The organism is Octadecabacter sp. SW4 (assembly GCF_008065155.1).
Classification (GTDB): Bacteria; Pseudomonadota; Alphaproteobacteria; order Rhodobacterales; family Rhodobacteraceae; genus SW4.
Map to the genome: position 1 here is coordinate 43,280 of NZ_CP042819.1, position 24,695 is coordinate 67,974.

The 24,695-nt window shown below is 59.4% G+C and carries 21 protein-coding genes and 1 pseudogene; 9 read left to right on the forward strand and 13 right to left on the reverse strand.

What is annotated here, in order from left to right:
• Window positions 1–76 precede the first annotated feature (76 nt).
• Entirely contained in the window at window positions 77–280 is a 204-nt protein-coding gene (locus tag FTO60_RS00205; protein ID WP_148054075.1) for a hypothetical protein, read from the forward strand.
• Here FTO60_RS00205 and FTO60_RS00210 read toward each other — a convergent pair.
• From FTO60_RS00210 to FTO60_RS00240, 7 genes and pseudogenes are all read right to left on the reverse strand, one after another.
• Complete coding sequence (locus FTO60_RS00210; RefSeq protein ID WP_148054076.1) at window positions 277–1,407, reverse strand: Gfo/Idh/MocA family protein; 1,131 nt, start codon at window positions 1,405–1,407, stop codon at window positions 277–279. The two genes, FTO60_RS00205 and FTO60_RS00210, sit on opposite strands and share 4 nt — an antisense overlap.
• Window positions 1,408–1,419: 12 nt before the next feature.
• Complete coding sequence (locus tag FTO60_RS00215) at window positions 1,420–2,166, reverse strand: sugar phosphate isomerase/epimerase (RefSeq protein ID WP_148054077.1); 747 nt, start codon at window positions 2,164–2,166, stop codon at window positions 1,420–1,422.
• Window positions 2,167–2,185: 19 nt separating this feature from the next.
• Entirely contained in the window at window positions 2,186–4,591 is a 2,406-nt protein-coding gene (locus tag FTO60_RS00220) for a glycoside hydrolase family 2 protein (protein ID WP_254696839.1), read from the reverse strand.
• Window positions 4,588–5,666: pseudogene (locus tag FTO60_RS00225) on the reverse strand (ABC transporter ATP-binding protein). The gene FTO60_RS00220 and the pseudogene FTO60_RS00225 overlap by 4 nt, the downstream one beginning before the upstream one ends.
• A gap of 4 nt (window positions 5,667–5,670) precedes the next feature.
• The gene (locus tag FTO60_RS00230; protein ID WP_148054078.1) at window positions 5,671–6,585 is read right to left on the reverse strand and encodes a carbohydrate ABC transporter permease; all 915 of its coding nucleotides are present in this window, start codon (window positions 6,583–6,585) and stop codon (window positions 5,671–5,673) included.
• The gene (locus tag FTO60_RS00235; protein WP_254696840.1) at window positions 6,578–7,405 is read right to left on the reverse strand and encodes a carbohydrate ABC transporter permease; all 828 of its coding nucleotides are present in this window, start codon (window positions 7,403–7,405) and stop codon (window positions 6,578–6,580) included. The genes FTO60_RS00230 and FTO60_RS00235 overlap by 8 nt, the downstream gene beginning before the upstream one ends.
• Before the next feature lie 134 nt (window positions 7,406–7,539).
• Window positions 7,540–8,769: an ABC transporter substrate-binding protein gene (locus tag FTO60_RS00240; protein ID WP_148054080.1), complete on the reverse strand. Its 1,230-nt coding sequence runs from the start codon at window positions 8,767–8,769 to the stop codon at window positions 7,540–7,542.
• 130 nt (window positions 8,770–8,899) lie between these two features.
• Between FTO60_RS00240 and FTO60_RS00245 the strand changes: the two genes are divergently transcribed.
• From FTO60_RS00245 to FTO60_RS00255, 3 genes are read left to right on the forward strand one after another with little or no spacing between them, the layout of a single operon-like run.
• Window positions 8,900–9,931 carry a LacI family transcriptional regulator gene (locus FTO60_RS00245; RefSeq protein WP_148054081.1) on the forward strand — a complete coding sequence of 344 codons (1,032 nt, stop codon included), beginning with the start codon at window positions 8,900–8,902 and terminating at the stop codon, window positions 9,929–9,931.
• Window positions 9,932–9,949: 18 nt separating this feature from the next.
• A complete protein-coding gene (locus tag FTO60_RS00250) occupies window positions 9,950–11,005 on the forward strand; it encodes a sugar phosphate isomerase/epimerase (RefSeq protein WP_148054082.1) in 1,056 nt (351 codons plus the stop codon).
• Window positions 11,006–11,022: 17 nt separating this feature from the next.
• On the forward strand, window positions 11,023–12,123 hold the full coding sequence (locus tag FTO60_RS00255; protein WP_148056989.1) for a Gfo/Idh/MocA family protein: 1,101 nt from the start codon (window positions 11,023–11,025) through the stop codon (window positions 12,121–12,123).
• On the opposite strand, the gene FTO60_RS00260 is transcribed toward FTO60_RS00255, so the two are convergent.
• Both FTO60_RS00260 and FTO60_RS00265 read right to left on the reverse strand, forming a co-directional pair.
• Window positions 12,113–12,607, reverse strand: a complete 495-nt coding sequence (locus FTO60_RS00260; protein ID WP_254696841.1) for a gluconokinase — start codon at window positions 12,605–12,607, stop codon at window positions 12,113–12,115. The genes FTO60_RS00255 and FTO60_RS00260 overlap by 11 nt on opposite strands.
• Window positions 12,607–13,455, reverse strand: a complete 849-nt coding sequence (locus tag FTO60_RS00265) for a TIGR00730 family Rossman fold protein (protein WP_148054083.1) — start codon at window positions 13,453–13,455, stop codon at window positions 12,607–12,609. The genes FTO60_RS00260 and FTO60_RS00265 overlap by 1 nt, the downstream gene beginning before the upstream one ends.
• Window positions 13,456–13,608: 153 nt before the next feature.
• Between FTO60_RS00265 and dapD the strand changes: the two genes are divergently transcribed.
• On the forward strand, window positions 13,609–14,436 hold the full coding sequence (gene dapD / locus FTO60_RS00270; protein ID WP_148054084.1) for a 2,3,4,5-tetrahydropyridine-2,6-dicarboxylate N-succinyltransferase: 828 nt from the start codon (window positions 13,609–13,611) through the stop codon (window positions 14,434–14,436).
• An 81-nt stretch (window positions 14,437–14,517) separates the two neighbouring features.
• Window positions 14,518–14,871: a hypothetical protein gene (locus tag FTO60_RS00275; protein WP_148054085.1), complete on the forward strand. Its 354-nt coding sequence runs from the start codon at window positions 14,518–14,520 to the stop codon at window positions 14,869–14,871.
• On the opposite strand, the gene FTO60_RS00280 is transcribed toward FTO60_RS00275, so the two are convergent.
• Genes FTO60_RS00280 through FTO60_RS00290 form a run of 3 tightly spaced genes read right to left on the reverse strand, consistent with a single transcriptional unit; the run spans window position 14,868 to window position 18,685 of the window.
• Window positions 14,868–15,920 carry a transporter substrate-binding domain-containing protein gene (locus tag FTO60_RS00280; RefSeq protein WP_148054086.1) on the reverse strand — a complete coding sequence of 351 codons (1,053 nt, stop codon included), beginning with the start codon at window positions 15,918–15,920 and terminating at the stop codon, window positions 14,868–14,870. The two genes, FTO60_RS00275 and FTO60_RS00280, sit on opposite strands and share 4 nt — an antisense overlap.
• Before the next feature lie 58 nt (window positions 15,921–15,978).
• A complete protein-coding gene (locus FTO60_RS00285) occupies window positions 15,979–17,073 on the reverse strand; it encodes a Hint domain-containing protein (RefSeq protein ID WP_148054087.1) in 1,095 nt (364 codons plus the stop codon).
• Between the two features lie 19 nt (window positions 17,074–17,092).
• Complete coding sequence (locus FTO60_RS00290) at window positions 17,093–18,685, reverse strand: Hint domain-containing protein (RefSeq protein ID WP_148056991.1); 1,593 nt, start codon at window positions 18,683–18,685, stop codon at window positions 17,093–17,095.
• A gap of 290 nt (window positions 18,686–18,975) precedes the next feature.
• Between FTO60_RS00290 and dapE the strand changes: the two genes are divergently transcribed.
• The 3 genes from dapE to FTO60_RS00305 all read left to right on the forward strand — a co-directional run bounded on the left by dapE (window position 18,976) and on the right by FTO60_RS00305 (window position 23,851).
• On the forward strand, window positions 18,976–20,130 hold the full coding sequence (gene dapE, locus FTO60_RS00295; RefSeq protein ID WP_148054088.1) for a succinyl-diaminopimelate desuccinylase: 1,155 nt from the start codon (window positions 18,976–18,978) through the stop codon (window positions 20,128–20,130).
• Window positions 20,131–20,238: 108 nt separating this feature from the next.
• Window positions 20,239–22,491, forward strand: coding sequence for a ribonuclease R (rnr, locus tag FTO60_RS00300; protein WP_148054089.1), 2,253 nt, complete (start codon window positions 20,239–20,241; stop codon window positions 22,489–22,491).
• A gap of 109 nt (window positions 22,492–22,600) precedes the next feature.
• Window positions 22,601–23,851, forward strand: a complete 1,251-nt coding sequence (locus tag FTO60_RS00305; protein ID WP_148054090.1) for a lytic murein transglycosylase — start codon at window positions 22,601–22,603, stop codon at window positions 23,849–23,851.
• Here the strand turns inward: FTO60_RS00305 and FTO60_RS00310 are convergent.
• Window positions 23,831–24,691: a bifunctional 2-polyprenyl-6-hydroxyphenol methylase/3-demethylubiquinol 3-O-methyltransferase UbiG gene (locus tag FTO60_RS00310; RefSeq protein ID WP_148054091.1), complete on the reverse strand. Its 861-nt coding sequence runs from the start codon at window positions 24,689–24,691 to the stop codon at window positions 23,831–23,833. The two genes, FTO60_RS00305 and FTO60_RS00310, sit on opposite strands and share 21 nt — an antisense overlap.
• Window positions 24,692–24,695 lie beyond the last annotated feature (4 nt).

A 24,695-nucleotide genomic window follows, 5' to 3' on the forward strand; every position in this document is an offset into this window, starting at 1 on the left:
GCAAAACGGCGGGTGGTTGCGTGACGTATCGCGGTGGTTAACCTCGCGTTCACCAGAATCGCGTCAGTTTGGCGGCATGGACCAGACACTCACAGTTCAACTGAAAATCGCCGCCCCAATGGAGGAGGCATTGCGCCTTGCCGCGTGGGAAGATGAAACAACGCTCGGTCATGTGGTGCGTGATGCGATCGCGCGTGAAATCAGGCGACGGCGGCAACATCAGGTTGCCGCCGCCAAAATTTCACAAGGCGCGCCCAGCCAACGGGCGTTTTCACCTTAGGCCAACAACGCGCGGGCCTCGTCGGCCGATAGGGCGGCGGGGCGTTCGCAGGTCGTCGTCATGTCTACAAAGCCGCGGGATTCGGCGGCGCGCAGGATACCTGTCATCACTTCAATCGCATGCACAGCCAGATCAATGTCGCACCGGTGCTTGCGCCCCTCGCTGATGGCTTGGGCCATATCGGCAAGACCGGCACAGCGATAATTGGCGCGCGGCGTGCCCTTGTCATCCTGATTGGCGATCCCAAAGGGATGGTCCGTTGGCACCAGATTTGTGCGGTCACCATCCATCCCCGCGTGGCCGACATTGCCACCAAAGAAATTCGGGTCGGGCACAAACAGGCTGCCTGTTTCGCCGTAAAGTTCCATGTTGGGGTGGCTGTGCGCCCAAACATCCCAGCTCGCGCCCAGCGTCACGATGGCACCGTTGTGAAACTCCAGCAGGGCATGAATGTTGGTCGGCGTGTCCACCGGCACGGTTTCGCCATCCCGTGGCCCATTGGAAATGGTGCGAGTCTTGAAGGTGGCCGCGGCCATCGCGCTGACGGTTTTGACCGGCCCGATCAGCTGGATCAGGTTGGTCACGTAATAGGGGCCAATATCCAGAACCGGTCCGGCCCCCGGCTGGAAAAAGAAATCGGGGTTCGGGTGCCATTGCTCCATGCCGTGGCTCATCACGTGGCAGGTGCCACCGATGATCCGGCCCACATCGCCCGCATCAATGGCCGCACGCGCCTGCTGGTGTGCACCGCCCAGAAATGTATCGGGCGCTGACCCAACGCGCAGACCCTTGGCCGCCGCCAGTTCGCGCAGGGCTTCGCCTTCCTCAAGTGTCAACACCAGCGGTTTTTCGGAATAGGCGTGCTTGCCTGCCTCAAGAATTTGCCGCGTGACCTGATAATGCACCGCAGGGATCGTCAGGTTCACGATCACATCGATATCGCCCGCCGCCAGCAGCCCCTCAACGGTGTCGGCACGCACGCCAAATTCATCGGCACGCGCCTTGGCGGCATCCATGTTGATATCGGCTACCGCGCGCATATCCAGCGCCTTGAACAGCGGACCCAAACGCAAATAGGCCGCCGAGATGTTCCCGCATCCAATGATGCCAACCCCAAGTTTCTTCATATCCGTGATCCTTTAGAATTTCGTTGCGGTTGCCAGTGATCGGCGCGCAAAGCGTTCGTCGTCATTGGGGTTGTCGTGTTCAATGACAAAGTGCGTAACATTCGCAGCCGCAAGCGCTGCCGTGATCGATGCCCAATCCATCGTGCCGTGGCCCACATCGGCCCAGCCATCTTCATCCACGCATTCACCGCTGGGGGCAATGTCTTTGATGTGAACAGCAACAAGCCGGTCCGCATATTTAGCGATCCACGCGGCAGGGCTTTGACCTGCGCGCTGCACCCACCCCAGATCAAGCTCGAGCGAGAGCGATGGGCCGCCTTCCATCATTGCATCGAGCGGCATGACACCATCGGCACCGGCCACAAGTTCAAAGTCGTGGTTATGCCAGCCAAAATTCAACCCCGCGTCGATGATCGGCTGCCCGGCTTTGGCCAGCCGCGCACCAAAGGCGCGCCAACCAGCAGTATCTGTCGGGCGCAAGTCCTGCGCGATATGGGGCACAAGCACGTGTTTGATCCCCAAAGTTTTGGCGACTTCGATCGCGCGTGCGGGATCGCCTTCGACCATATCAAGACCAAAGTGCCCGGTCGGCATTTGCAGCCCCGTCGCATCAAGTTGGGCGCGCAAGCCAGCCGCATCGTCATAAAGCCCGCCATACCCTTCGACATACGAATACCCGAGGCGCGACAGCATCGACAGCGTATCGCCCAGCGGCGGGAAGTTGCGGGAACAGTAAAGTTGATAGGCAATCGTCGGCATCGGGTTTCCTTTCAGGTTGTCAGGCCATCGTGGCCGTATGAAGATCGCGCAGGGTGAATGCGGGGGTGTCGCCCCTCTCCGGCACGAATGAGAACGTAAGGGGCGTATCAGGCATGAGATGCACAGCGTTGCGGTCAAACCGTCCGGCCGTAGATGCCTCGAGACTGACGAAAAACGCGGGCTTTTGCGCCGTCAGCGTGATCTGCCAAACGCCACCTTGGTCCGCGACAGCCATTGCGATATCGGGTGCGTTCAATGCGTAATGTTTGAAGGGGTGGGGTGCGTATATATCGCTGCCGCTGGTTCCATCGCTGCCGGTCCAGGCGAAAAACAGCATCTCTTGCGCACCTAGATCGCCAGCCTGCACGGTTAAAACATCAACTGCATCGCTGCCGATGCTGGCATCCGCCTTGCCAAGGTCGCGGGTGCTGCCATCCATCGCCAGGGCAACGGCCGTGACAAAGACATCGACCCTGTCAGCCAGATCATTGACGCCGCGCAGCACGATACCGTCGCCCATAGGCACGGCCGTCACCAGCACGGGGTTATAAAAATCGCGCGCCATATGGTGCAGCAATTTCCAGTTGCCACCATGATCAAGCGAGGCCCAGGAACACACCGGCCAGGTATCGTTCAACTGCCAGTAAAGCGTGCCCATGCACTGCGGTTTCAGGCTGCGCCAGTGGGTCACGGCGGTCTTGATCGCGATGCCCTGCTGCACCTGGCTCAGATACACGAAATCTTCAAATTGCGCGGGCCAGCGGAAATAGCGAAACATGGTTTCCGCAATCCGCGCATTGCCGCCAGCATTCTTTTGGTGGCTTTCCAGCACCGGAGCCGCGATGTTGAAATCTTCGGGCGCGGCGAATGTGCGGATCGCCGACATCGACGGATAGGATTGAAAACCGAATTCCGAACAAAAGCGCGGGGTCACATCGCGATAGTGGTCGAAATCGCGCCCCTCGTGCCAGACCGACCAGAAATGCATGTCGCCTTGCCCGTCCACATGCCAGCCATCGCGAAAATCCATCGGCCCAAGCGAAGGTGACGAGGGCCACCAGTTCGCCGCGGGATCAACCGATTTCATCGCCGTTTCAATAGTGCGGTTCAGCCGGTCGTAATTCACCAGATAGCGGTCGCGGTTGTCGCGGGTTTCCGGGAACCAGTCCAGCGAGCCGACCAATTCGTTATCGCCGCACCACAGCGCCAGACAGGCGTGATGCTGGAGGCGGGCGGTGTTTTCGCGCACCTCGGCGGTGACGTTTTCAAGGAATGCATCGTCGGACGGATAGATCGAACAGGCGAACATGAAATCCTGCCAGACCATCAGGCCCAACGCGTCGCAGGCATCATAAAAACTGTCCGGCTCGTAGCGCCCGCCGCCCCAAACGCGGATCATATTCATATGCGCGTCGGCTGCCGATTGCAGCAATCCACGCGTCTTTGCGTCGGTGATGTTGCCCTGCAGGGCATCGGCTGGGATCCAGTTGGCACCCTTGGCAAATACAGCGCGTCCATTCACACGACACCCGAAAGACGCACCGGCCGTGTCAGGTTGCGTGACCAATTCGATGTTGCGCAGGCCCAGACGCCGGTGCGCGGTCACGCCGCCGGCGTCGATTTCAAGGTCGTGCAGGGTCTGGGGCCCTTGCCCGTTTGGCCACCACAGGTCAGGGTTCTTGATGGACAGGCGCACAAAAGCTTTGCCGCCATCTATCTCGGCGCTTGCCGTCTGATCACATAGGCGCGCCCGCACCGTTTCACCGTCCAGAAAGGCCGCATTCACCGTCACATCAACGGCCACATGACCATCGCTGTGGGTTTGCTGCACCAGCACCGCATCAATCCGCGGCGCGCCTGTTGGCTCCAGCCGAATACCGCCGCCCACGCCAAAGGGTGTCAGCGCGATGTTCCAGTCCCAGCCGAAATCGCATTGCACCTTGCGCAGCATATTTCCGTTCGGGATCGGGTTGTTGTCGGTGGAATAGGGGATGGGGAAAGGGTGCGCGACCTGACGTTTTGCGCCCTCGGCCACGGGGGAATGAAAGGTGATCTCGACCGTGTTCTTGCCCGGCTTGGCCACATCGGACAGATCAATCCGAAAGCTGCGATGCACGTTATCACAGCGCAAGACCACCCGCCCGTTCCACCGGATCGTCGCAACGGTATCGACGCCGGACACCACCAGATCAACCGCCATGTCGGTCAAGGTCACATCGCGGCGCACAACCCAGTCACGCTCGCCGATCCAGCGCAGATCATATTCGTTGCGTCCCCAATAGGGGTCGGGAATATGCCCCGCGGCGTGGAGCGCGGTAATGCCGTCACCGGGCAGCATCACGTCACAACGGTAATCGCCGTTTATGTCGGTCAATGTCCAGGCGCCCGTCAGATCGGTGCCATCGGACCGGCCTTTTGGTGTCAAAGTCGCGCCTCGGTCTTTTTGTCAAACAGGGATGCCTGCGCCGGAACGATGCCGATCTTAAGGTCGTCGCCTTCGTGAACGCGGGCCTGGCCATCCATACGAATGCGAAAGGTTTTATCCGCCACCGTAACGTGCACCAGCGTATCCGATCCCATCGGTTCTACCAGATCGGCGGTCACATCCATCTGGATCGGTGCGTTGTTCACCAGTTCGCCGGTGACGATATGTTCCGGGCGGATACCGATCACGGCGGCACCGTTGTGGACAGTCTCACTGGCGTATTCGTAACCTTCCATCGGCATGGCGATCCCGTTGGTGGTGAATGTCCCATCGCGGAATTCGCCCTCCATGAAATTCATCGAGGGCGAGCCGATGAAATCGGCCACATAGATATTCTGCGGGCGGTTATAAATCTCGTCCGGTGACCCAAGCTGCATGATGTTGCCACCCTTCATGATCGCGATCCGGTCGGCCAGCGTCATTGCTTCGACCTGATCATGGGTCACATAGATCATCGTGTTTTTCAGGCTGTGGTGTAGCCGTTTCAATTCAACCCGCAGGTCCGCGCGCAATTTTGCATCAAGGTTGGACAGCGGTTCGTCAAACAGGAACACATCCACATCGCGCACCAGCGCACGGCCGATCGCGACACGCTGACGTTGCCCCCCGACAGCGCGCCGGGTTTGCGTTTCAGCAATTGTTCAATCTGCAAAACCTCGGCGGCGCGGGCGACACGTTGCGCAATTTCCGCCTTTGGCATTTTGGCGTTCTTGAGGCCGAACGATAGGTTCCCCTCGACGCTCATCTGCGGATAAAGCGCGTAGGACTGGAACACCATGCCGATGCCGCGTTCGCTGGGTTCTTTCCAGGTGACATTGTCGCCCTTGATGAAAATCTGCCCGTCGCTGACTTCCAAAAGCCCCGCGATGCAGTTCAACAGCGTGGATTTCCCGCAGCCGGACGACCCAAGCAGCACGATAAATTCACCCTCGTTGATATCGAGGTTCAGGTTGCGCAGTACCTGAACAGAGCCGAAATTAAGGTCGAGGTTTTTGATTTGAACAGAGTGAGTCATGAGATCAGCCTTTGACTGCGCCGGCCGCAATGCCGCGCACAAATAGTTTTCCAGAAGCGAAGTAAATGACCAGCGGCACAAGCCCGGTCAGCAGCGTCGCCGCCATATTGACGTTGTATTCCTTTACGCCCTGCACCGAGTTGACGATGTTGTTGAGCTGGACCGTCATCGGATAGGTTTCGGGTTTCGTGTAGATCACGCCGAATAGAAAATCGTTCCAGATACCCGTGACCTGAAGGATCACCGCCACCACGAAAATCGGGATCGCCATTGGCAGCATGATACGGAAATAAATGCCCCAGAAACCTGCGCCATCAACGCGGGCCGCTTTGAACAATTCCTCGGGAATCGAGGTGAAGTAGTTACGAAACAACAGCGTCAGGATCGGCATCCCGAACACGGTGTGCACCAGCACCAACCCCCAGATACTGCCCATCAACTTGATTTCGCGCAGCATGATCACGATCGGGTAGATCATCGTCTGGTAGGGAATGAATGCGCCAAGGATCAGGATCGTAAAGAACACCTCGGAGCCTTTGAATTTCCAGTTGGACAGGGCGTAGCCATTGACGCTGGCAATCAGGATCGACAGCACCACCGAAGGCACCAGAATCTGCACCGAGTTCCAGAACCCGCGCGACAGCCCGTCACAGTTGATACCGGTGCACGCCTCGGCCCAGGCGGTGACCCAGGGTTGGAATGTCACCTCGATGGGCGGGCTGAAAATATTGCCCAGCCGGATTTCCGGCATCCCCTTGAGCGAGGTCACAACCATCACATAAAGCGGCAACAGGTAGTAAACCGAGACCAGCAATAGCGCACCATAAAGGAAAATGTTGTTGCGCGACAGTTTGCGTCTGGGCTTGGGGCCGCGCGGGCCGGTCATGTCGGTCGGCGTATGAAGGGTCGTATCAGCCATTTTTCTTGCCTCCGAATTCAAGGTAGGCCCAGGGGATCAGGATGATGATCACCGACAAAAGCATCATCGTTGATGCAGCAAACCCCTGCGCAAGGTTCTGCGCCTGGAACATATAGTTGATGACGTATTTCGCGGGCACTTCGGACGCGAGGCCGGGGCCGCCGTTCGTCTGGGCGACCACAAGGTCGTAGAGTTTGATAATCCCGCTGGCGATCAGCACCAGAGCGGTGATGAAAACAGGGCGCATCATGGGAATGACAACGCGGATATAGGTTTTGACGGTGCCGATTCCGTCAACGCGGGCGGCCTTCCAGATGTCTTCGTCAATGCCGCGCAGACCGGCCAGCATGATCACCATGATCAGGCCCGACCCCTGCCAGATCCCGGCGATCAGAATGCCGTAAATCACGATATTGGGGTTGTTGAGAGGGTCAAATGTAAAGCTCTCCCAGCCAAGGCTGCGCACAACGCCCTGCACACCAAAGTCGGGGTTCAGGATCCATTGCCACGCAAGGCCGGTCACGACAAACGACAGGGCAAAAGGATAAAGAAAGATGGAGCGAAAGACAGCTTCGCCACGGATTTTGCGATCAAGCATCGCCGCAAGTGTAAAGCCGATCACCAGCGTCAGGATCAGCGAACAGACGCCGTAAACCGCAAGGTTCGAGATGGAAATCATCCAGCGGCTACTGGACCAAAGGCGTTCGTATTGTTCCAGCCCCACAAAGTCGAGCCTGGGCAACAGGCGCGAACTGGTGAAGGAGTGAACAACAGTCCACGTCGTTCCGCCAACGAAAACCACCAAGGCGGTGAGGATCATCGGCACAGATGCAATCTTGGCGTTAAGGTTTCGGAATAGCCTGCTGGGTCGCTTGCTCGCGTCCATCGTCGCCCCCATTTGTCTAGAAAGATTTTGGGCCCGGCACATTGGCCGGGCCCGCACTGCGCGAAAGCTTAATCAGCGTCAGCGATGATCGATGCGTAACGCGCTTGGGCGTCAGTGGCACTCATATCCGAAGACCAGAATTCGGCCATCAGCTCTTCGATCTGGGTCTGCGTGTCAGGCGTCAGATTCATGTCGCCAGAAGGCAGGATGCTCCCGCTTGCAAGAATATCAAGACCCTTCTGCATGCAGTCGTTTGCGGCAGACATGTCGATGTCACCACGCACCGGGAGCGAGCCCTTCGCAAGGTTGAACGAGACCTGCACCTCGGGCGAGATCAGCAGCGAGGCCAGTTCAAGCTGGGCTGCCTTTACTTCGGGATCGTCGATAACGGGGAAGTAGAATGCATCACCGCCAGTATCCAGAATCTCGGCTTCACCCAGACCGGGAAGACAGGTGTAGTCTTCGCCGGCAACCTGACCGGCAACCTGGAATTCACCCTGCGCCCAGTCACCCATGATCTGACCGCCAGCTTGACCAGTGATCACCATGTTGGTCGCTTGGTTCCAGTCCTGCACGTTTGATCCGGCAGCGAATGCGCGGGCATCAACAGCCGCCTGGAACACGCGGGCGTATTCGGGGCCCGCGGCCACATCGGCGTTCTTGTCGATGTTCACGGCCGACCATGCGTCCTGACCTGCAAGCGCAATCGCCATCACACCGAACGCGCCACTTTGTTGCCAACCCTGCTGACCCATCGCGAGCGGCTGAAGACCTGCCGCACGCAATGCGGGGGCAGCGGCTGCAAATTCGTCCCAGTTCGTTGGCACCGGAACGCCGGCTTCTTCAAATGCGGCATGGCTCAGCCAGATCCACTGCCACGAATGGATGTTGATCGGAACGCAATAGATGCGACCGTCCAGCGTGCAGCTGTCCAGAAGGGCGGACGGGTTGACAAGATCACGCCAGCCTTCGGCATCCGCCAGTTCGGTCAGGTCTGTCATCAGGCCCGCTTCGATCAGTTCCTCGGCCTGACGTCCGTGGTTCAACTGGGTTGCGGCCATCGGATCGCCGCCGATGATACGGCTGATAATGATCGGACGCGCGGTGCCGCCGGACCCGGCAATGGCACCGTCGACCCAAGTATGTTCTGTGTTGCTGTTCAGCGCTTCGGCGAGCTTGGAAACAGCCGCGGCTTCACCGCCGGATGTCCACCAGTGCGTGACCTCAAGTTCGGCGGCATGTGCCGTCGAAGCACCCACAAGTGCCGTGGCGGCAAGCAGTTTGGTTGTTAGTTTCACGATTCTCTCCTCCCTGGTTCTAAATCGTTGTAGATTTTTCTATAACGTTTTAGATTGATCTGGCAACAGTTATTCTGTTCAATTGTCCAACGGCTCTGCTATCCCGAGCCAAACCTGAAACGAGTGACACGTGACAAACGAGGTAAAACCCGCAACCCCTGAAAAAGTAGGCCGCAAGCCTACTCTCAAGACGATCTCGCAACTCAGCGGGTTGGCTGTGCCGACCGTGTCACGCGCCCTGAGCGATGCACCTGACATCGGCCAAAAGACCAAGGAACGCGTGCGGCGAATCGCCAAGGAGGTCGGTTATGTGCCGAATCGGGCAGGGGTGCGTTTGCGCACCGGGCGCACCAATGTGATCAGCCTCGTGTTGTCGACGGAACATGACCTGATGAACCACACCGCCCGTCTGATTTCATCGATTGCAGGGGGGCTGAAGGAAACGCAATTTCACCTCAACGTCACGCCCCACTACCCCGGTGACGACCTGCTGCGCCCGTTCCGTTATATTGTCGAAACCGGCTCGGCGGATGCGGTCATTTTCAACCAGATCGAGCAAGACGACCCGCGCGTGGCCTATCTGCGCGACATGGGCTTTCCCTTTGCCACACATGGCCGCAGCAAATGGGCCGATCAGCATCCCTATTTCGATTTCGACAATGATGTTTTTGGCCGGATCGCCGTTGAACATCTTGCCCGGCGCGGTCGCAAACGTCTGCTGTTGGTCGCGCCGCCGACGACACAAAGCTATGGCAGCGCAATGATCGAAGGCGCGCAATCCGCCGCGCGCGATTGTGGTCTGAACCTGACCGTGGCGCGCCGCATCGACAGCGACAGCAGCTCGGCCGACGTGCGAACATTCATTGCCCAGGCGGTCACACAAGACCCATTGATCGACGGGGTCATCAGCGGATCGACCACCGCGACGATGGCCGCAGTCGCGGGAATGGAGGCCGAAGGTTTTGATGTGGCAACCGACATTGATGTCTTCTCGAAAGAAGCGATGCCGTTTCTGCAACTGTTCCGCAAAGGCATTATCGTCATTCCCGAGGACGTGAAACATGCCGGTGAATTTCTAGCCCGCGCGGCCATTCAGGCGGTGCGTGAACCAAACGCCCCGCCGATGCAGGGGCTTGAAGTGCCAACTCACCCCAAGGACTAACTTGAAAATAGGCTTGCCATGACACCTCAAATCAAGGGCCCCGCCCTTTTCCTTGCGCAATTCGCTGGCGATGAAGCGCCGTTCAACACCCTTGAAGGGATCACCAAATGGGCCGCGGGTCTGGGTTACAAGGGCGTGCAAATCCCCACGTTTGATGGTCGGCTGTTTGATCTGACCAAAGCTGCCGAAAGCCAGACCTACTGTGACGAGGTCAAAGGCATCTGCGCCGATGCGGGTGTCGCGATCACCGAGCTCAGCACCCACTTGCAGGGTCAACTGGTCGCCGTGAACCCCGCCTATGATCTGGCGTTTGATGCCTTCGCGCCAGACGACTGCAAGGGCAACCCCGCCAAACGTCAGGCCTGGGCCGTCGATCAGATGATGAAAGCTGCCGTTGCCTCGCAGCGCCTTGGCCTGAGCGCCACCGTCAGTTTCACCGGCGCGCTGGCCTTTCCTTATCTTTACCCCTGGCCACAACGTCCCGAAGGCCTGATCGACGAAGCCTTTGCCGAACTGGGCCGCCGCTGGACGCCGATCCTGAACCACTACGCCGATCACGGCCAGACCATCGGCTATGAAATTCATCCCGGCGAAGATGTGTTTGATGGCGCGACATACGAGATGTTCGTGGAGGCCTGTGGAGGCCACGATGCCGCCCTGATCAACTACGACCCCAGCCATTTCCTGCTGCAACAGCTTGATTACCTGGCCTTCATCGATCTCTATCACGACCGCATCAACGCGTTTCACGTCAAAGACGCTGAATTTAATCCCGACGGTCGCCAAGGCGTGTATTCCGGTTACCAAGGCTGGACAAACCGCGCGGGCCGCTTCCGGTCCTTGGGTGACGGGCAGGTCGATTTCGCCGGAATCTTTAGCAAACTCACGCAATATGGTTACGATTCATGGGCCGTGCTGGAATGGGAATGCTGCATCAAGTCCGCCGAACAGGGGGCCGCCGAAGGCGCGCCATTCATTGCCGGACACCTGATCGAGGCCCCGAAGTCCGCGTTTGACGACTTTGCCGGAGGCGCAAAAGACGAAGCAACAATCAAAAGGATGCTTGGCCTGTGACACGTTTGAAGCTGGGGATGGTCGGCGGCGGCCAGGGCGCATTCATCGGCGGCGTGCATCGCTATGCCAGCCGACTTGATGGCCGCTGGGAATTGGTCGCAGGTGCTTTGTCGTCCAACGCACAGCGCGCCGCAGACAGCGCCGCTGAACTGGGTATCGCACCGGACCGGTCCTATGCCAATTTCAACGCGATGGCCGTGGCCGAAGCCGCGCGCGCCGACGGGATTGACGCTGTTTCAATCGTGACACCGAACCACATGCACGCGGCCCCGACGATTGCCTTTCTGAATGCGGGGATCAGTGTGATTTGTGACAAACCGCTGTGCGCATCCTTGGACGAAGCCGCGGAAATTGCCACCGCGATCAAGGCCAGCCGCGCGCATTTTATCCTCACCCATAACTACACCGGCTATCCCTTGATGCGCCAGGCGCGCCAGATGATTGCCCGCGGCGATCTGGGCAAAATCCGTGTCGTTCAGGCGGAATATGCCCAGGATTGGCTGTCGGGCGCGCTGGAAACCGAAGGCAACAAACAGGCGGTCTGGCGCACCGATCCGGCGAAATCCGGTGGTGGTGGGGCGATTGGCGATATCGGCACCCACGCGCTGAACCTGCTGACATTCGTGACGGGTCTGGATGCCACGGCCCTGTCGGCCGACCTGCACAGCTTTGGCAAGGGACGCCAAGTTGATGACAACGCTCATATCATGCTGCGCCTTGACGGAGGCGCCAAGGCGATGCTGTGGGCCTCGCAAGTTGCCGTGGGCAATGAAAACGGCCTGCGACTGCGGATTTACGGTGACAAGGGCGGCTTCGAATGGGGACAGGAAAACCCCAACGCAATGACCTTTACGCCCTTGGGCGCACCCAAGCAGATCATCACACGCGGTGGTGCCGGATTGGGTGGCGGCGCGGGCGATTGGACGCGCATCCCGCCGGGCCACCCCGAAGGATACCTTGAAGGGTTCGCGACCATCTACAACGATGCGGCGGACCTGATCGGCGGCAAGGGTGACGGCGCGCTGCTGCCCGGTATCGACGCGGGGCTTCAGGGCATGTGGTTCATTGATGCCTGCATTCGGTCATCGCGCGACGGCGGGGCTTGGGTTAGCCGCTGATGGCCTCGGCCAGCTGCGCAACAATCGCATCGACGGGCTGATCGACGCTGACGGTGATCGCGCCTTCATCGGGCGTGGGCACCTCGAGCGTGGCAAACTGACTGTCCAGCAGGGCAAGCGGCATATAGTGGCCCGCGCGGGCCGCCATCCGTGACTGGATCAAGGTGCGGGGCGCATCTGGATAGATCAGGATCAGATTTGCAATGCCGCGGCGTAGATGGTTACGGTAACTGCGCCGCAGCGCTGAACAGGCCAGCACAACATCACGATCGCCACCCACGCTGCCAACTTCGGTCACCAACCGATCAAGCCACGGCCAGCGCATGTCATCCGTCAGCGGTTTGCCAGCGGCCATCCGCGCGACATTTTCGGGTGGGTGAAAATCATCGGCATCCAGAAAGGCCGCGCCGATCCGCCGCGCCAGCCCTTTGCCGATCGTCGATTTCCCCGACCCCGAAACACCCATCACCAGAATAGCGCGCATCACCGCCCCGGAATGGCGCCGCGCTTTTCGCCCGCACCTTGCCAGTTTGCGATGGCCGCGACGGCTTCGTCGGCGGTTTCCACAAAGCGGAACAAGTCCAGATCTTCTTCGGAAATTGTGCCCGCATCGGCCAGAGCATCCCAGTTGATGATCTTTTCCCAAAACGCGCGCCCAAACAGCAGAAACGGCACCCGCTCCATCCGGCCGGTCTGGATCAGCGTCAGCGCCTCAAAGGTTTCATCCAACGTGCCAAAACCACCGGGAAACACGCAGATCGCCTTGGCGCGCATCAGGAAATGCATCTTGCGAATAGCGAAATAGTGAAAGTTGAAACACAGATCAGGCGTGACGTATTCGTTTGGGGCCTGTTCATGGGGCAGCACGATATTCAAGCCGATGCTCTTGCCGCCAGCGTCCTGCGCGCCACGGTTGCCCGCCTCCATCACACCGGGGCCGCCGCCGGTGACAATGACATTCTCAAGCGCATCTGACTTTAACCCTTCGGTCGTGACGATACGGGCAAGTTTGCGGGCCTCCGCGTAATACATCGACAGGTCCGCCAGCGTTTTGGTGCGGGCCTTGTCCTTGCTTTCTGGCGCTGGAATGCGTGCCCCGCCGAACATCACGATTGTGGACTGCACCTTGGCCTCATTCATCAGCAATTCGGGCTTGAGCAACTCCAACTGCAACCGCACAGGGCGCAATTCATCGCGGAGCATGAAGTCAGGATCGGCAAAGGCCAACGCATAGGACGGCGCGCGGGTTTGCGGCGTTTCGGGAATATGGCACGCGGTCTCGCGGTCCTCGCCACTGCGGCGAAACGGATGGCGATGCGGGTCGTCTTTCATATGGTGTGCTCCCTCGTGAGTTGTTCGAAATGTCTGGCAGGGTTGGCGGGCAAAGTCCAATAACACCACCGCGCTTGGTCCAAGTGATTGCGCGACAGGCCTGCCGCCGCTATAGCGCAGGCGAACCTGACCTTTGCCAAGCCGGAGAACACCATGTCCAACGCCGCCCTTGAAACAGCCATTGAAGCCGCATGGGAGGCGCGCGACGGAATTTCTCCTACGACGACCGGCGCGGTGCGCGACGCCATCGAAGACACCCTGAATGCGCTGGACAGCGGCAAACTGCGCGTGGCCGAACGGCGTGAGAACGGCGACTGGCATGTGAACCAATGGGCGAAAAAGGCGGTTCTGCTGTCGTTCCGCCTGAACGACATGGAGACCATTCCCGGTGGCAACGGCGCATCCACATGGTGGGACAAGGTGCCGTCGAAATTTGACAATTGGGGCGACAATCAGTGGCGCGCTGCGGGTTTTCGCGCGGTTCCGGGCAGCATCGTGCGGCGGTCCGCCTTTATCGGCAAGAATGTGGTGCTTATGCCGTCGTTTGTTAACATCGGCGCATATGTCGATGAAGGATCAATGGTTGATGGTTGGGCCACGGTCGGAAGCTGCGCACAGATCGGCAAGAACGTGCACCTGTCCGGCGGGGTCGGGATTGGCGGTGTGCTGGAACCAATGCAGGCCGGCCCGACGATCATCGAGGACAACTGCTTTATCGGTGCGCGCTCGGAAGTGGTCGAAGGGTGCATCATCCGCGAAGGCTCGGTTCTTGGGATGGGCGTGTTTATCGGCCAATCGACCAAGATCGTGGATCGTGAAAGCGGTGAAGTCTTTTATGGCGAAGTGCCGCCCTATTCGGTGGTGGTTGCCGGGTCCATGCCGTCGAAAAACGGGATCAACCTCTATTGCGCGGTGATCGTGAAACGGGTCGATGAACGCACCCGTTCCAAAACCGGCATCAACGAATTGTTGCGCGACTAATCAGGTGGGTGGGTTCACAACCCACCTTACCCGTCGGCCCGTTAGGTGGGTTAAAAACTCACCGTCCATGAAAGGCAGCAGATGTCGGACGCCCCGCAGAAAAAGAAACCCTCGCGCCAGCAGGTCTTTACCTTGCTGGTCGAAGTGGGCCGCAAAGACGGTGATGGCCTGCCCAAGGATGCGACCGGCGCGGCGTTGATGATCTATGCCAGCGGCGTGGACGAGGCCGAGGCCGTGCGCGAAACCGTTGCGATCCTTAAACAGGCCGATATGAACCCCTTGGATGTGTCCGGCTATGGCACGCTTGATGAACGCCTTGCCGAGGGACATGACATCGCTGACGAGGAAAAAGATCTGATGGCGCGCGCGCTGGCCGAAAACAGCGTGATCGTCGCGCAGATGACGCCGTTTTTTGGTGATGACGAACCCGCCTAGCCGCCCGCAGGGCCAAACCATTTCAGCTTGATTGCCTCGTATGTGCCGTTTTCGCGCAGGCGCAGCAGCGACTGGTTGATTTCCTCGGCCAGGGGGCTGCCCGTAGGCAGTGCGATCCCATAGCTTTCGGGCACGAAGACGGACCCCACCAAACGGCCTGTGTCAGCCCCGTCCGTTGTCACGTAATAGGCCAGAATGGGGGCGTCAAACACGACCGCGTCAAGCGTGCCGTCTTCGAAGGCCGCGATCAATGTGTCCAGATCATCAAAGGTCAACGCACGCAAGTCGCGCCCCTCCAGAAAGCCGGCAGCAGTAGAGTCGCCAATCGTGCCAACGCGCTTGTCATAAAGGTCATTCACGCCTGACACATTTGTCTGAATTGCCGCGACGGTCAGCGTTGCGGTGATTTTTGCGACAAAGATCGACACACCGAACAGCGAGGCCACGACCAGGATGACGCCAAACAAGCGCCCCAGTGGCGAACGTGGCGCGCGTTCTTCAAAGCTGCCGTTTACCACAAGGTTCAACGCCCACCAAAACGCCGGAAAGGCCATCTTGCGCGCGCCTCCGTCGAAATAGGGCTGATGATTACGCTCAAACCGCCACATCATCATGCCTGCCGCAAACAGCACGCCAAACGCCGCCAGAACACCCAATAGCAGATCGCGTGAAAACAGCACCGACCAGAGCGATGCACCGCCCGCCCCGGCAGGGATCATGATTTGCAGACCGGCGGCAAAAATCGGTTGGCTAAAATCCATCATCGCTTCGCGCTCGGCGGTGATCGAAATATTGGCAATGGCGGCATCGACCTCGCCATCTATCACCATAGCAATCATTTCGGAAAAACTGTCGGCACGGACAAAGTCATAGCTTCGCCCAAGGTCGTTCATGATGCTCGCCCAGAGGTCGACGGAAAATCCAACGTCATGCCCGCCGTCTATCATCGAAAATGGGGCGCGCGTGACTGTTGCGACCCGCAAGTCCTGCGCCGTAACCATTGACGCAAAACCCGCCATGAAGCCGATTAAGACAATTGGAAACCGCATTGCTTCTTCCCCCCGAAGTCACCTTGCCTTACGCCAATTCCGACGGGCGAGGCAATAACTAGCCCTGGGCCGTCGCCAATTCAGTGAGGGTCAGTGCCTCAAAGCCACGCAAGACGGGCAAGGCAAGATCCGATTGAAGGGGCCGCAATTCCGGCGGCAAGTCTCGCAAGACCGAATGGGGCAGCACGCCCGGATCGGCAAGAAGCGCGCTGACATCAAAGCTTTCAAGCGGTGCACCGTTGACAATAATGACGGCATGGCGATCCAACAGCACGTGATAATACCGCACCGTTTGCGGCGCAGGATCAATTGCCAGGACCGCCCGATGGTCGATCATATGGCGCATGGCTGCCGACACGCATTCTTCGCCAAACAGGTATTCAACATCTGATCCTGACAGACAAATTCGCTGGTCGCGCCCAAGCAACAGATCGGCCGAGGCACCATGATAAGGCGCGCGCAACAGACAGGGTGCAAACCGCCCGCGGGCAGGCAACACCTGCGATCCCACCCAGCGCACCTGTGCCACGTCACCTTGGGCCGTGCTGACAAATTCACCTGGGCGCAATGTGTCGATCGGGGTTTCACCCGAGGGTGTTTTAATGCTGCCCCGCGCACCAATCGCGGGCATCGGCCCTGCGGGTTCAACACTGTCTGACACGGCGGCAAAGTGCAGGCTTGGGTCGGCTTTGCACAGCGTATGATCAGCCATCAGACGTGTTGCATCGCGCAATGTTAACGGAAAAGGCGCGCTGACATCGGTTTGAAACAGTGTGCCACGATCCGGCACATAAAGCGTCAGCGTGCCACGTCGTGCAGGACAATCCCACGTATATGAAATCTGCAAAACGCTTTCGCTGACCTGCAAATCGGTCGCAAGATCGCGCGACAAATGGCGCGCGCCGTGCCGCATCAGCAGGCGCAGTGTCCCGTCTGTATCAAGGCATAGCGTCAAACCCGAAGGCCAGGGATCACGGGCAAACAGGCGCAGGATATTTACCGGAAGCGGCCCCGGTTCATAGCTGCACTCAATGAATAACGTGCCGCTGGTCAATAGCGTGTCGGGGTCAGGCGCATTGGCAAGATTGGGCTGGCCAAGCCCTGCCGGGTTCAGCACGCCCTCGCTGCCGTCGCGAAGCCCGATCCAACTCATGTTCGGCGCGCCCGCATTGTTACGCCGCCGCCTGTGATAGCAGCAACCGCGCCTCGTAGTGGCGCAGGGTGCGCCGCGCGGCAGGGCTATAGCCTTCGCCGGTCAGGGCGTTCAATTCGGGAAAGACGGCGCAAATCTCGTCGATGATATCCTGTTCGAATGCCTTGGTCGTTTGCGGGCCGGGCAGGAAACTCTCAGTCGCGAGACCTTCGGAATAGACGACCTGATGCTTGTCGAACAACAGGTGCACATAGGTCACGTCGCCGCCTTCAATCGTGCGCACGGACCGGTCATTGACCAGATCCTTGGCGGCAACCAGAACTTCGCCTTCGCCAAACAGCAGCTCGGCCATCGTGTCGCGGATCAGCACGCGGTGCTGGGGCGAAAGCATCAAGGTGCCATGTTCGCCAAAGGTATTCTCGCGGATGCGAATGGGGGCCATGTTGCCGATGGCAGGCACAGTGCGTTGCCCGGCCCAGCGCACCGGCTGCGCCCCGTCATCATGGGTGATAACCATATCGTCGGCCTGCAACTGTTCGACAGGTTTGTCGCCGTCGGGCGTGCGGATCAGGGTGCCCGCCACAAAGCAAGGGATCGTTTCAACGGTGACAAACCCGACATCCGTTTCCAGAACCGTGCCGGACCCATCCGTGCTTTCGACTTGGTAGGTAAAGCTCGTGGTTTCAAAGTCGCTGTCCGTCGTGATGTCGAACGTGCCATCGGCCAGCAGTGTGACTGTTTGGCCGGTCGGCAAGGTGATTGTCTGACCCACCGTCACGGCATTGCCGTTGATGTGGGTGATCTGCAAGGTGCCGCTCGTGTTGTTGATATCGTTGTCCAGCACATCAACGTTCTTGGTTACACTGTCCTGCATGGTGACAAGGTCTTGTTCGGCCACCAGTTGGGTCTGCACGGAATCTGCCGCGATCAGAAGGTTCGAGTCATAGCTGCTGTCCGACACATCGGCGATGCCGATCTTGATCGTATTTGTCACGCCAACATTCACCGGAATCGTCAGCGTCATGGTGACGGTAAAACCGTCCATCTCGGTGTTGAACTGGTCGGACGTGTTGTCGTTATAAAGGTTGACGTTGTTGGTCTGATTGACCGCACCAATGGCCGTCTGGTTGGTGTTCGCAATCGACAGCGGCACGTGCGTTCCGTTGATCCAGACACCAACCATATCGTTGTAAATCGAATTCGAATACTCTGGGTATTCTTCAGAACTAAAGACGAACTGCATCGTCATCACGTCATCGGTTGGGATGAAATCCACCACCATATACGAGGCATCATATGTGTTGGTGCCTGCCACCGCATTGAAATCGGCGTCATTGTTCGCGCCGCCGGTATTGGTGCTGGTATTGGTATCTTGGTTCGACTGGCCCGAAGAATTGGTGAAATTCGTCGCCCGACCCGTGGAGAAAATCACGCCCGTATCGCCCGGCGTCACGCCCGGGGCGAGTGAATCACCGTTCGAATAGATCGCCGAGGAATAGCTGGAACCCGAATAGCTCGCACTCGTGACCGTGACGCCATTGCCGAAAATCGAGTTCGCCATCTGCATCGCAGTGGCGCTTGTGTCGTATGTCAGTTCGCTTGCCGCAACCATTTTGCCCCAACCCATGTGTTGGAGACAGTTCAGACGGATTCGTGCTTGCCTTGCACGTTAACCTATATCTTGTGGCTTCAACTGCTCGCCACGGACCATCTTGGGTCTCTTTGATGTCTGCCCTGCCTCGGGTCAATTATTGGCTTCACATTAGGCCGAATTGTCCTTTTGTGTGAGTATTTTATGGCGCTTTCTTGATGTCACATGAAAAGGTGTCGCAAGCCCGCCACAGGGGTGTTTGCATCACGCCGTGGCGCGCGCTACCTCTGGGTGCAACACAGGAGCGGATCATGACCAAACCCATAGACCCGGTTGACCTTACGGCACGTCTGGTGCGCTGCGCGTCGGTCACACCCGCCGAGGGCGGCGCGCTGACGGTGCTGGCTGACCTGTTATCGGATGCCGGATTTACCTGCACCCGCGTTGATCGCGGCGAGGTGTGCAACCTGTTCGCCCGCTGGGGTGCCAAGGGGGCCGCGCGTAGCTTTGGCTTTAATGGCCATACCGATGTTGTGCCAATCGGGGACGCCGCGGCCTGGACCCACGATCCGTTCGGCGCGGATATCGTCGACGGCTTCCTTTACGGGCGCGGTGCGACGGATATGAAATCGGGCGTCGCCGCATTTGCTGCCGCCGCCGTGGATTTCGTGCGCGCCTCGCCACCGGACGGCGCAATCATCCTTGCCATCACCGGTGACGAAGAAGGCCCGGCGCTCGACGGCACAACCGCGCTGCTTGACTGGATGGAGGCGCAGGGCGAAACCATGCGAGCCTGTATCGTTGGGGAACCTACCTGCGTCGAAACAGTGGGTGACATGATCAAGATCGGGCGGCGCGGGTCCATGACCGCGCATATCACAGTGGCAGGCAAGCAGGGACATGCGGCCTACCCGCAGCGCGCGCTGAACCCGCTGCCTGCGATGGTGCGGCTGATGGACCGGTTGGCCGGCAAGACGCTTGACGACGGCACCAACCATTTCGACCCATCGACCCTTGCGATCGTCACGATCGACACTGGAAATCCCGCCAACAATGTGATCCCCGCCCAGGCGCGTGCCAGCGTGAATATCCGGTTCAATGACAGGCACACGGGCGATAGCCTTACGGCCTGGGTGCAGTCTGAAATCGACGCGGTGCAGGCCGAATTTGGCGTCCAGATCACCCAGGATGTGAGAGTATCAGGAGAGGCGTTCCTGACGCCCCCCGGCGCGCTTTCGACGCTGATCAGCGACGCGGTGCGCGCCGAAACGGGAAACACCCCTGACTTGTCCACGACCGGCGGCACATCGGACGCGCGGTTTGTCAAAGACCACTGCGCCGTGGTCGAATGTGGCCTTGTCGGTAAGCGAATGCATCAAGTGGATGAGCGTGTGCCGGTCACCGATATCGCAACCCTCAAGGCGATCTACACCCGCATCCTGCAGGCCTATTTCAGCCAGCCTTGACCAGATTGAGCGCCTGCGGCGCGTTCTTTTTATGAATTTGCCTCCGGCGGAGGTATTTTTGGCAAGATGAAGCTGGCAAGGCGCAAGTGCCGTGGTAGGTGGTGAGACATGAAACGCATCCCATCCAGAGACGAAATCCTGCAATGGATTTCCGAAAATCCGACCCAATCGGCCAAGCGTGACATCGCGAGGGCGTTCGGGATCAAAGGCGCCGCGCGCATCGACCTCAAGCGGATCCTGCGCGAGCTTGAAGACGAGGGCCACCTTGAGAAACGCAAGAAGACCTATCGCGACCCTGATCGGCTTCCGCCGGTTTCGGTTCTCGAAATTGTCGGGCCGGACGCCGATGGCGACCTGATCGCGCGGCCCGTTGAATGGTTCGGCAAGGGTGATGTGCCGGTGATTGCCTTCATCGCTGCCAAGGGCGACCCGGCGCTGGGCAAGGGCGATCAGATTCTCGCACGGTTGACCAAGGAGCAGGGCGAAGGTTTTGACTATACTGCCCGCCTGATCCGCCGCATTGGCACCAACCCCCTGCGTATTCTGGGTGTGTTCCGGCGCGGGTCTGACGGCGGCCGTGTGCTGCCCATCGACAAAGGGTCTGACAAGGAATGGAGCGTGGCTGCCGATTTGATGAACGGTGCCAAGGACGGCGAATTGGTCGAGGCCGAGCAGGCCGGACCAAAGGGGCGCATGGGTCTGCCAAAGGCGCGTATCGTGGCGCGGCTTGGTGATCCGACCGCACCGCGCGCCGTGTCGCTGATCGCGATTCACCAGCATGGGATACCCGATCATTTCCCCGATGATGTCGTGGCCGAAGCGGACGCCGCAAAAACGGCCGGTCTGGACGGCCGGGAAGACCTGCAAGACCTGCCGCTGATCACCATCGACCCGTGGGATGCGCGTGACCGTGATGATGCCTGCCTTGTGCAGCCAGATGATGACCCAAAGAACCCTAATGGACATATCCTTTGGGTCGCGATTGCCGATGTGGCGCATTATGTCACGACCGGGTCCGCGCTTGACCGCGAGGCGCGCAAGCGTGGCAATTCCACCTATTTCCCCGATCGCGTTGTGCCGATGCTTCCGGACCGGTTGTCTGGTGATTTGTGTTCCCTGCACGAGAACGTGCCGCGCGCCTGTGTTGCGGTGCGCATGCGGGTCAACGCGGCGGGTCACAAGATCGATCACAGCTTTCATCGTGGCCTCATGCGCTCGGTTGCATCGCTGAACTACGAGGAAGTGCAGGCGGGCATGGATGGCGCGCCAAACGACAAGGTCGCGCCGCTGATGGATGATATCATCCGCCCGCTTTACGCCTGCTACGAAAGCCTGCGCAAGGCCCGCGTCGAACGCCAGCCGCTTGAACTGGACCTGCCTGAACGTCAAATCGTGATCAATGAGGAAGGTCATGTCACGGCCGTGAATTTCAAGGAACGCCTTGATGCCCACCGCCTGATCGAGGAATTCATGGTGCTGGCCAATGTCGCTGCCGCCGAAACCCTGATCGCCAGGGAAACCCAGCTGCTGTTCCGCGTTCACGAAGAACCGAGCCCCGAAAAACTGGACGCCCTGCGCGAAACCGCCGCCGCAAGCGGGTTGACGCTGGCCAAGGGGCAGGTGCTGCAAACGGCGCATCTGAACCGTCTGCTGGAACAGGCCGAGGGCACGCCAGACGACGAATTGATCAACATGGCGACCCTGCGGTCAATGACGCAGGCCTATTACAACGCTGAAAACTTCGGGCATTTCGGGCTGGCCCTGCGCAACTACGCGCATTTCACATCGCCGATCCGCCGTTACAGCGATCTGATCGTGCATCGCGCGCTGATCACCGCGCACGGCTGGGGCAAGGACGGCCTACAACCCGAAGATATCGACCGCCTTGATGATACCGCCCAGCTCATCAGCGATACCGAGCGCCGCTCGATGATGGCCGAACGCGATACCACGGATCGCTACCTTGCCGCCTATCTGTCCGACCATGTGGGCGCGGAAATGGAGGGGCGGATCAGCGGGATCGCCCGTTTTGGCGTATTTGTGCGCCTAGATGAAACCGGCGCGGATGCGCTGGTGCCGATGCGCAATCTGGGGGCCGAATATTTCCGCCACGATCCTGACAGCCAGACCCTGACAGGGGCCGACACCGGCGTGGTCATTCGTTTGGGGCAGCCCGTCACCGTGGCCCTGACCGAAGCTGTGCCCGATACCGGTGGGCTGGTCGTGGATTTGCTCCGCCTTGATGGGCGCACAGTGACCAAAGGCACGGGACGTGGCGGTAAACCCCCGCGGCGCAAACAGGGGGCGGCGCGCAAAAAGGCGGCCAAGACCGCGCGCAAGGTCAAACGCAGCCGCAAGTGATGGGCGGATAACCGCGCCCCGCCCTGGTTGATTGCTTCCCGATTGGAAACAATGGCGGTAGCATTGCGCGCAAACGTCATTGAAACGGGTAAGCTTCATGAGTGTGTTAATGCGTTTCGCCGTCCTTGCGACATTCGTGGTTGCAGGTGTCGCGCAGGCCAATCCCGGCCCGCCAGAACGTTCACTTCGCCCCGAACTGCGGCCGGAGTTGCACGCGATCACTGTTCAGGGCGCGTCCAATAATCGTGGGCTTCAGCGCTGGATCAGCGATTTTCGTGTCCGCGCGTCGGCACAGGGCATTTCCACGCAGGCATTTGACGCGGCCTTTCGCGGGGTGCGCTACAACGCCGACGTTATCCAGCGCGACCGCAACCAATCGGAATTCACCAAGACGATCTGGGAATACCTTGATAGCGCCGCATCCGACTTGCGCGTGCGCAACGGCCAGGCGGCGCTGCGCCAGAACGAAGGGCTGCTGAATGCAATCGAGGCGCGCTATGGCGTGGAGAAGGAAGTCGTTGTCGCCGTTTGGGGGCTGGAAAGCTCGTTTGGCGCGTTTCGCGGTGATGAACCGCTGATCGAAGCACTTGCAACCCTCGCATATGACGGGCGGCGCGGGCGGTTTTTTGAGCAGCAACTGATTGCTGCGCTCAAGATTATTCAAAGTGGCGATGTGGCGCCGTCAGACATGACAGGAAGCTGGGCGGGCGCGATGGGCCACACGCAGTTTATTCCCACGTCCTATCTGGCCTATGCGGTGGATTTCACCGGCGACGGCAAACGCGATATCTGGTCTGATGACCCCGCCGATGCGCTGGCGTCCACGGCATCCTATCTGGCGAATTTCGGCTGGATCAGTGGCCAGCCCTGGGGCGTCGAAGTGCGCCTGCCCAACGGGTTCGACTACACCCAGGCCAACCGACGCATTCAGCGCCTGCCCAGCGAATGGGCGCGCATGGGCGTGACCGGACTAAACGGGCGCGTGGTGCGCGACTACGGCGATGCTTCGGTGCTGCTGCCTGCTGGGGCGCAAGGCGCGGCGTTCCTGATCTTTCACAATTTTAGCGTGATCGAGCGTTACAACACGGCCGATGCCTATGTGATCGGTGTCGGCCACCTGTCCGACCGGATCGCTGGCGGAGGCGCAATTCAGGCCAGTTGGCCGCGCGGCGATCGTGCGCTGGTGTTCGGGGAACGGCAGGAATTGCAGCGCAGGCTGACAGCCGCCGGGCACAGCACCCAAGGGATTGACGGGCGCATCGGGCCGCTGACGATTGATGCGATCCGCAGCTATCAGCGCAGTCAGGGCTTGGTGCCCGATGGCTACGCGTCATTGTCGCTACTGATGCGGCTGCGCTAGGATCATCATCAGGTAGATATTGCTGGCCGCAAACCTCTCGCGATTGCGGCTTTGCTCCATCAGGCGTTGTTGCAGGCGGGCGCGTTTGCGCTCTTTGATCAACATGCGCAGCACACGGGCGATGATCCACCGTGTCTTGGGTCTTTTCGTGGTCAATTCTTCGTCCACGCGCGCAATTGCGTGGCCAAAGATGTTGAACAGGCCCTGTTCAATTTCGACAGATGGGGCCACGGCCTCGGTCACGTCTTCCTCGCGCTCAATGGTCAGGCCCAAGTCAGCCACGGCGTTGCGAAAGTAGGTAATGCCGTGCCCGCTGCCCACTGTGGCGCGCACCGGATCGGCGCGAAACCCTGTGTCGCGAAAGCAATCCGCGATGATGATACGGCCTTGGGGCTTTAGTAGTGTCAGGCACTTGGGCATGCCTTCGGACAGCGGGATATACTGAAAACTCTCGGAAAAGAGGCAAATATCGAATTTGGAATCGCTGACGAAATCTTCAAACATCATCTCGTGAACGACAGCGGCGGGGGCATTGGCGCGGCAGCGTTCAGCCAGAAAGGCGGATGGAATGACGATTTCAACGTCGTGGCCCAGCGCGATCAACTTACCCGCCGTGACACCCGCACCGCCGCCAATATCCAATATGCGCAGCTTGCCCTTTGGCAGAAATCCGAACAGACGCTCTGTATAGGCTTCTTGCGCGGGGCCAGCATTTGCAGCGCAAACCTCCAGCCCCGTCCAATCCCCGTAATGAAGGTTCTCGGTTCCCGTCAGCCATTTGGCGAAGGTCAGACTTACGTCAAGGCCGATGGCCCGCGTATCAATTTTTGCATTTTTCATCGGC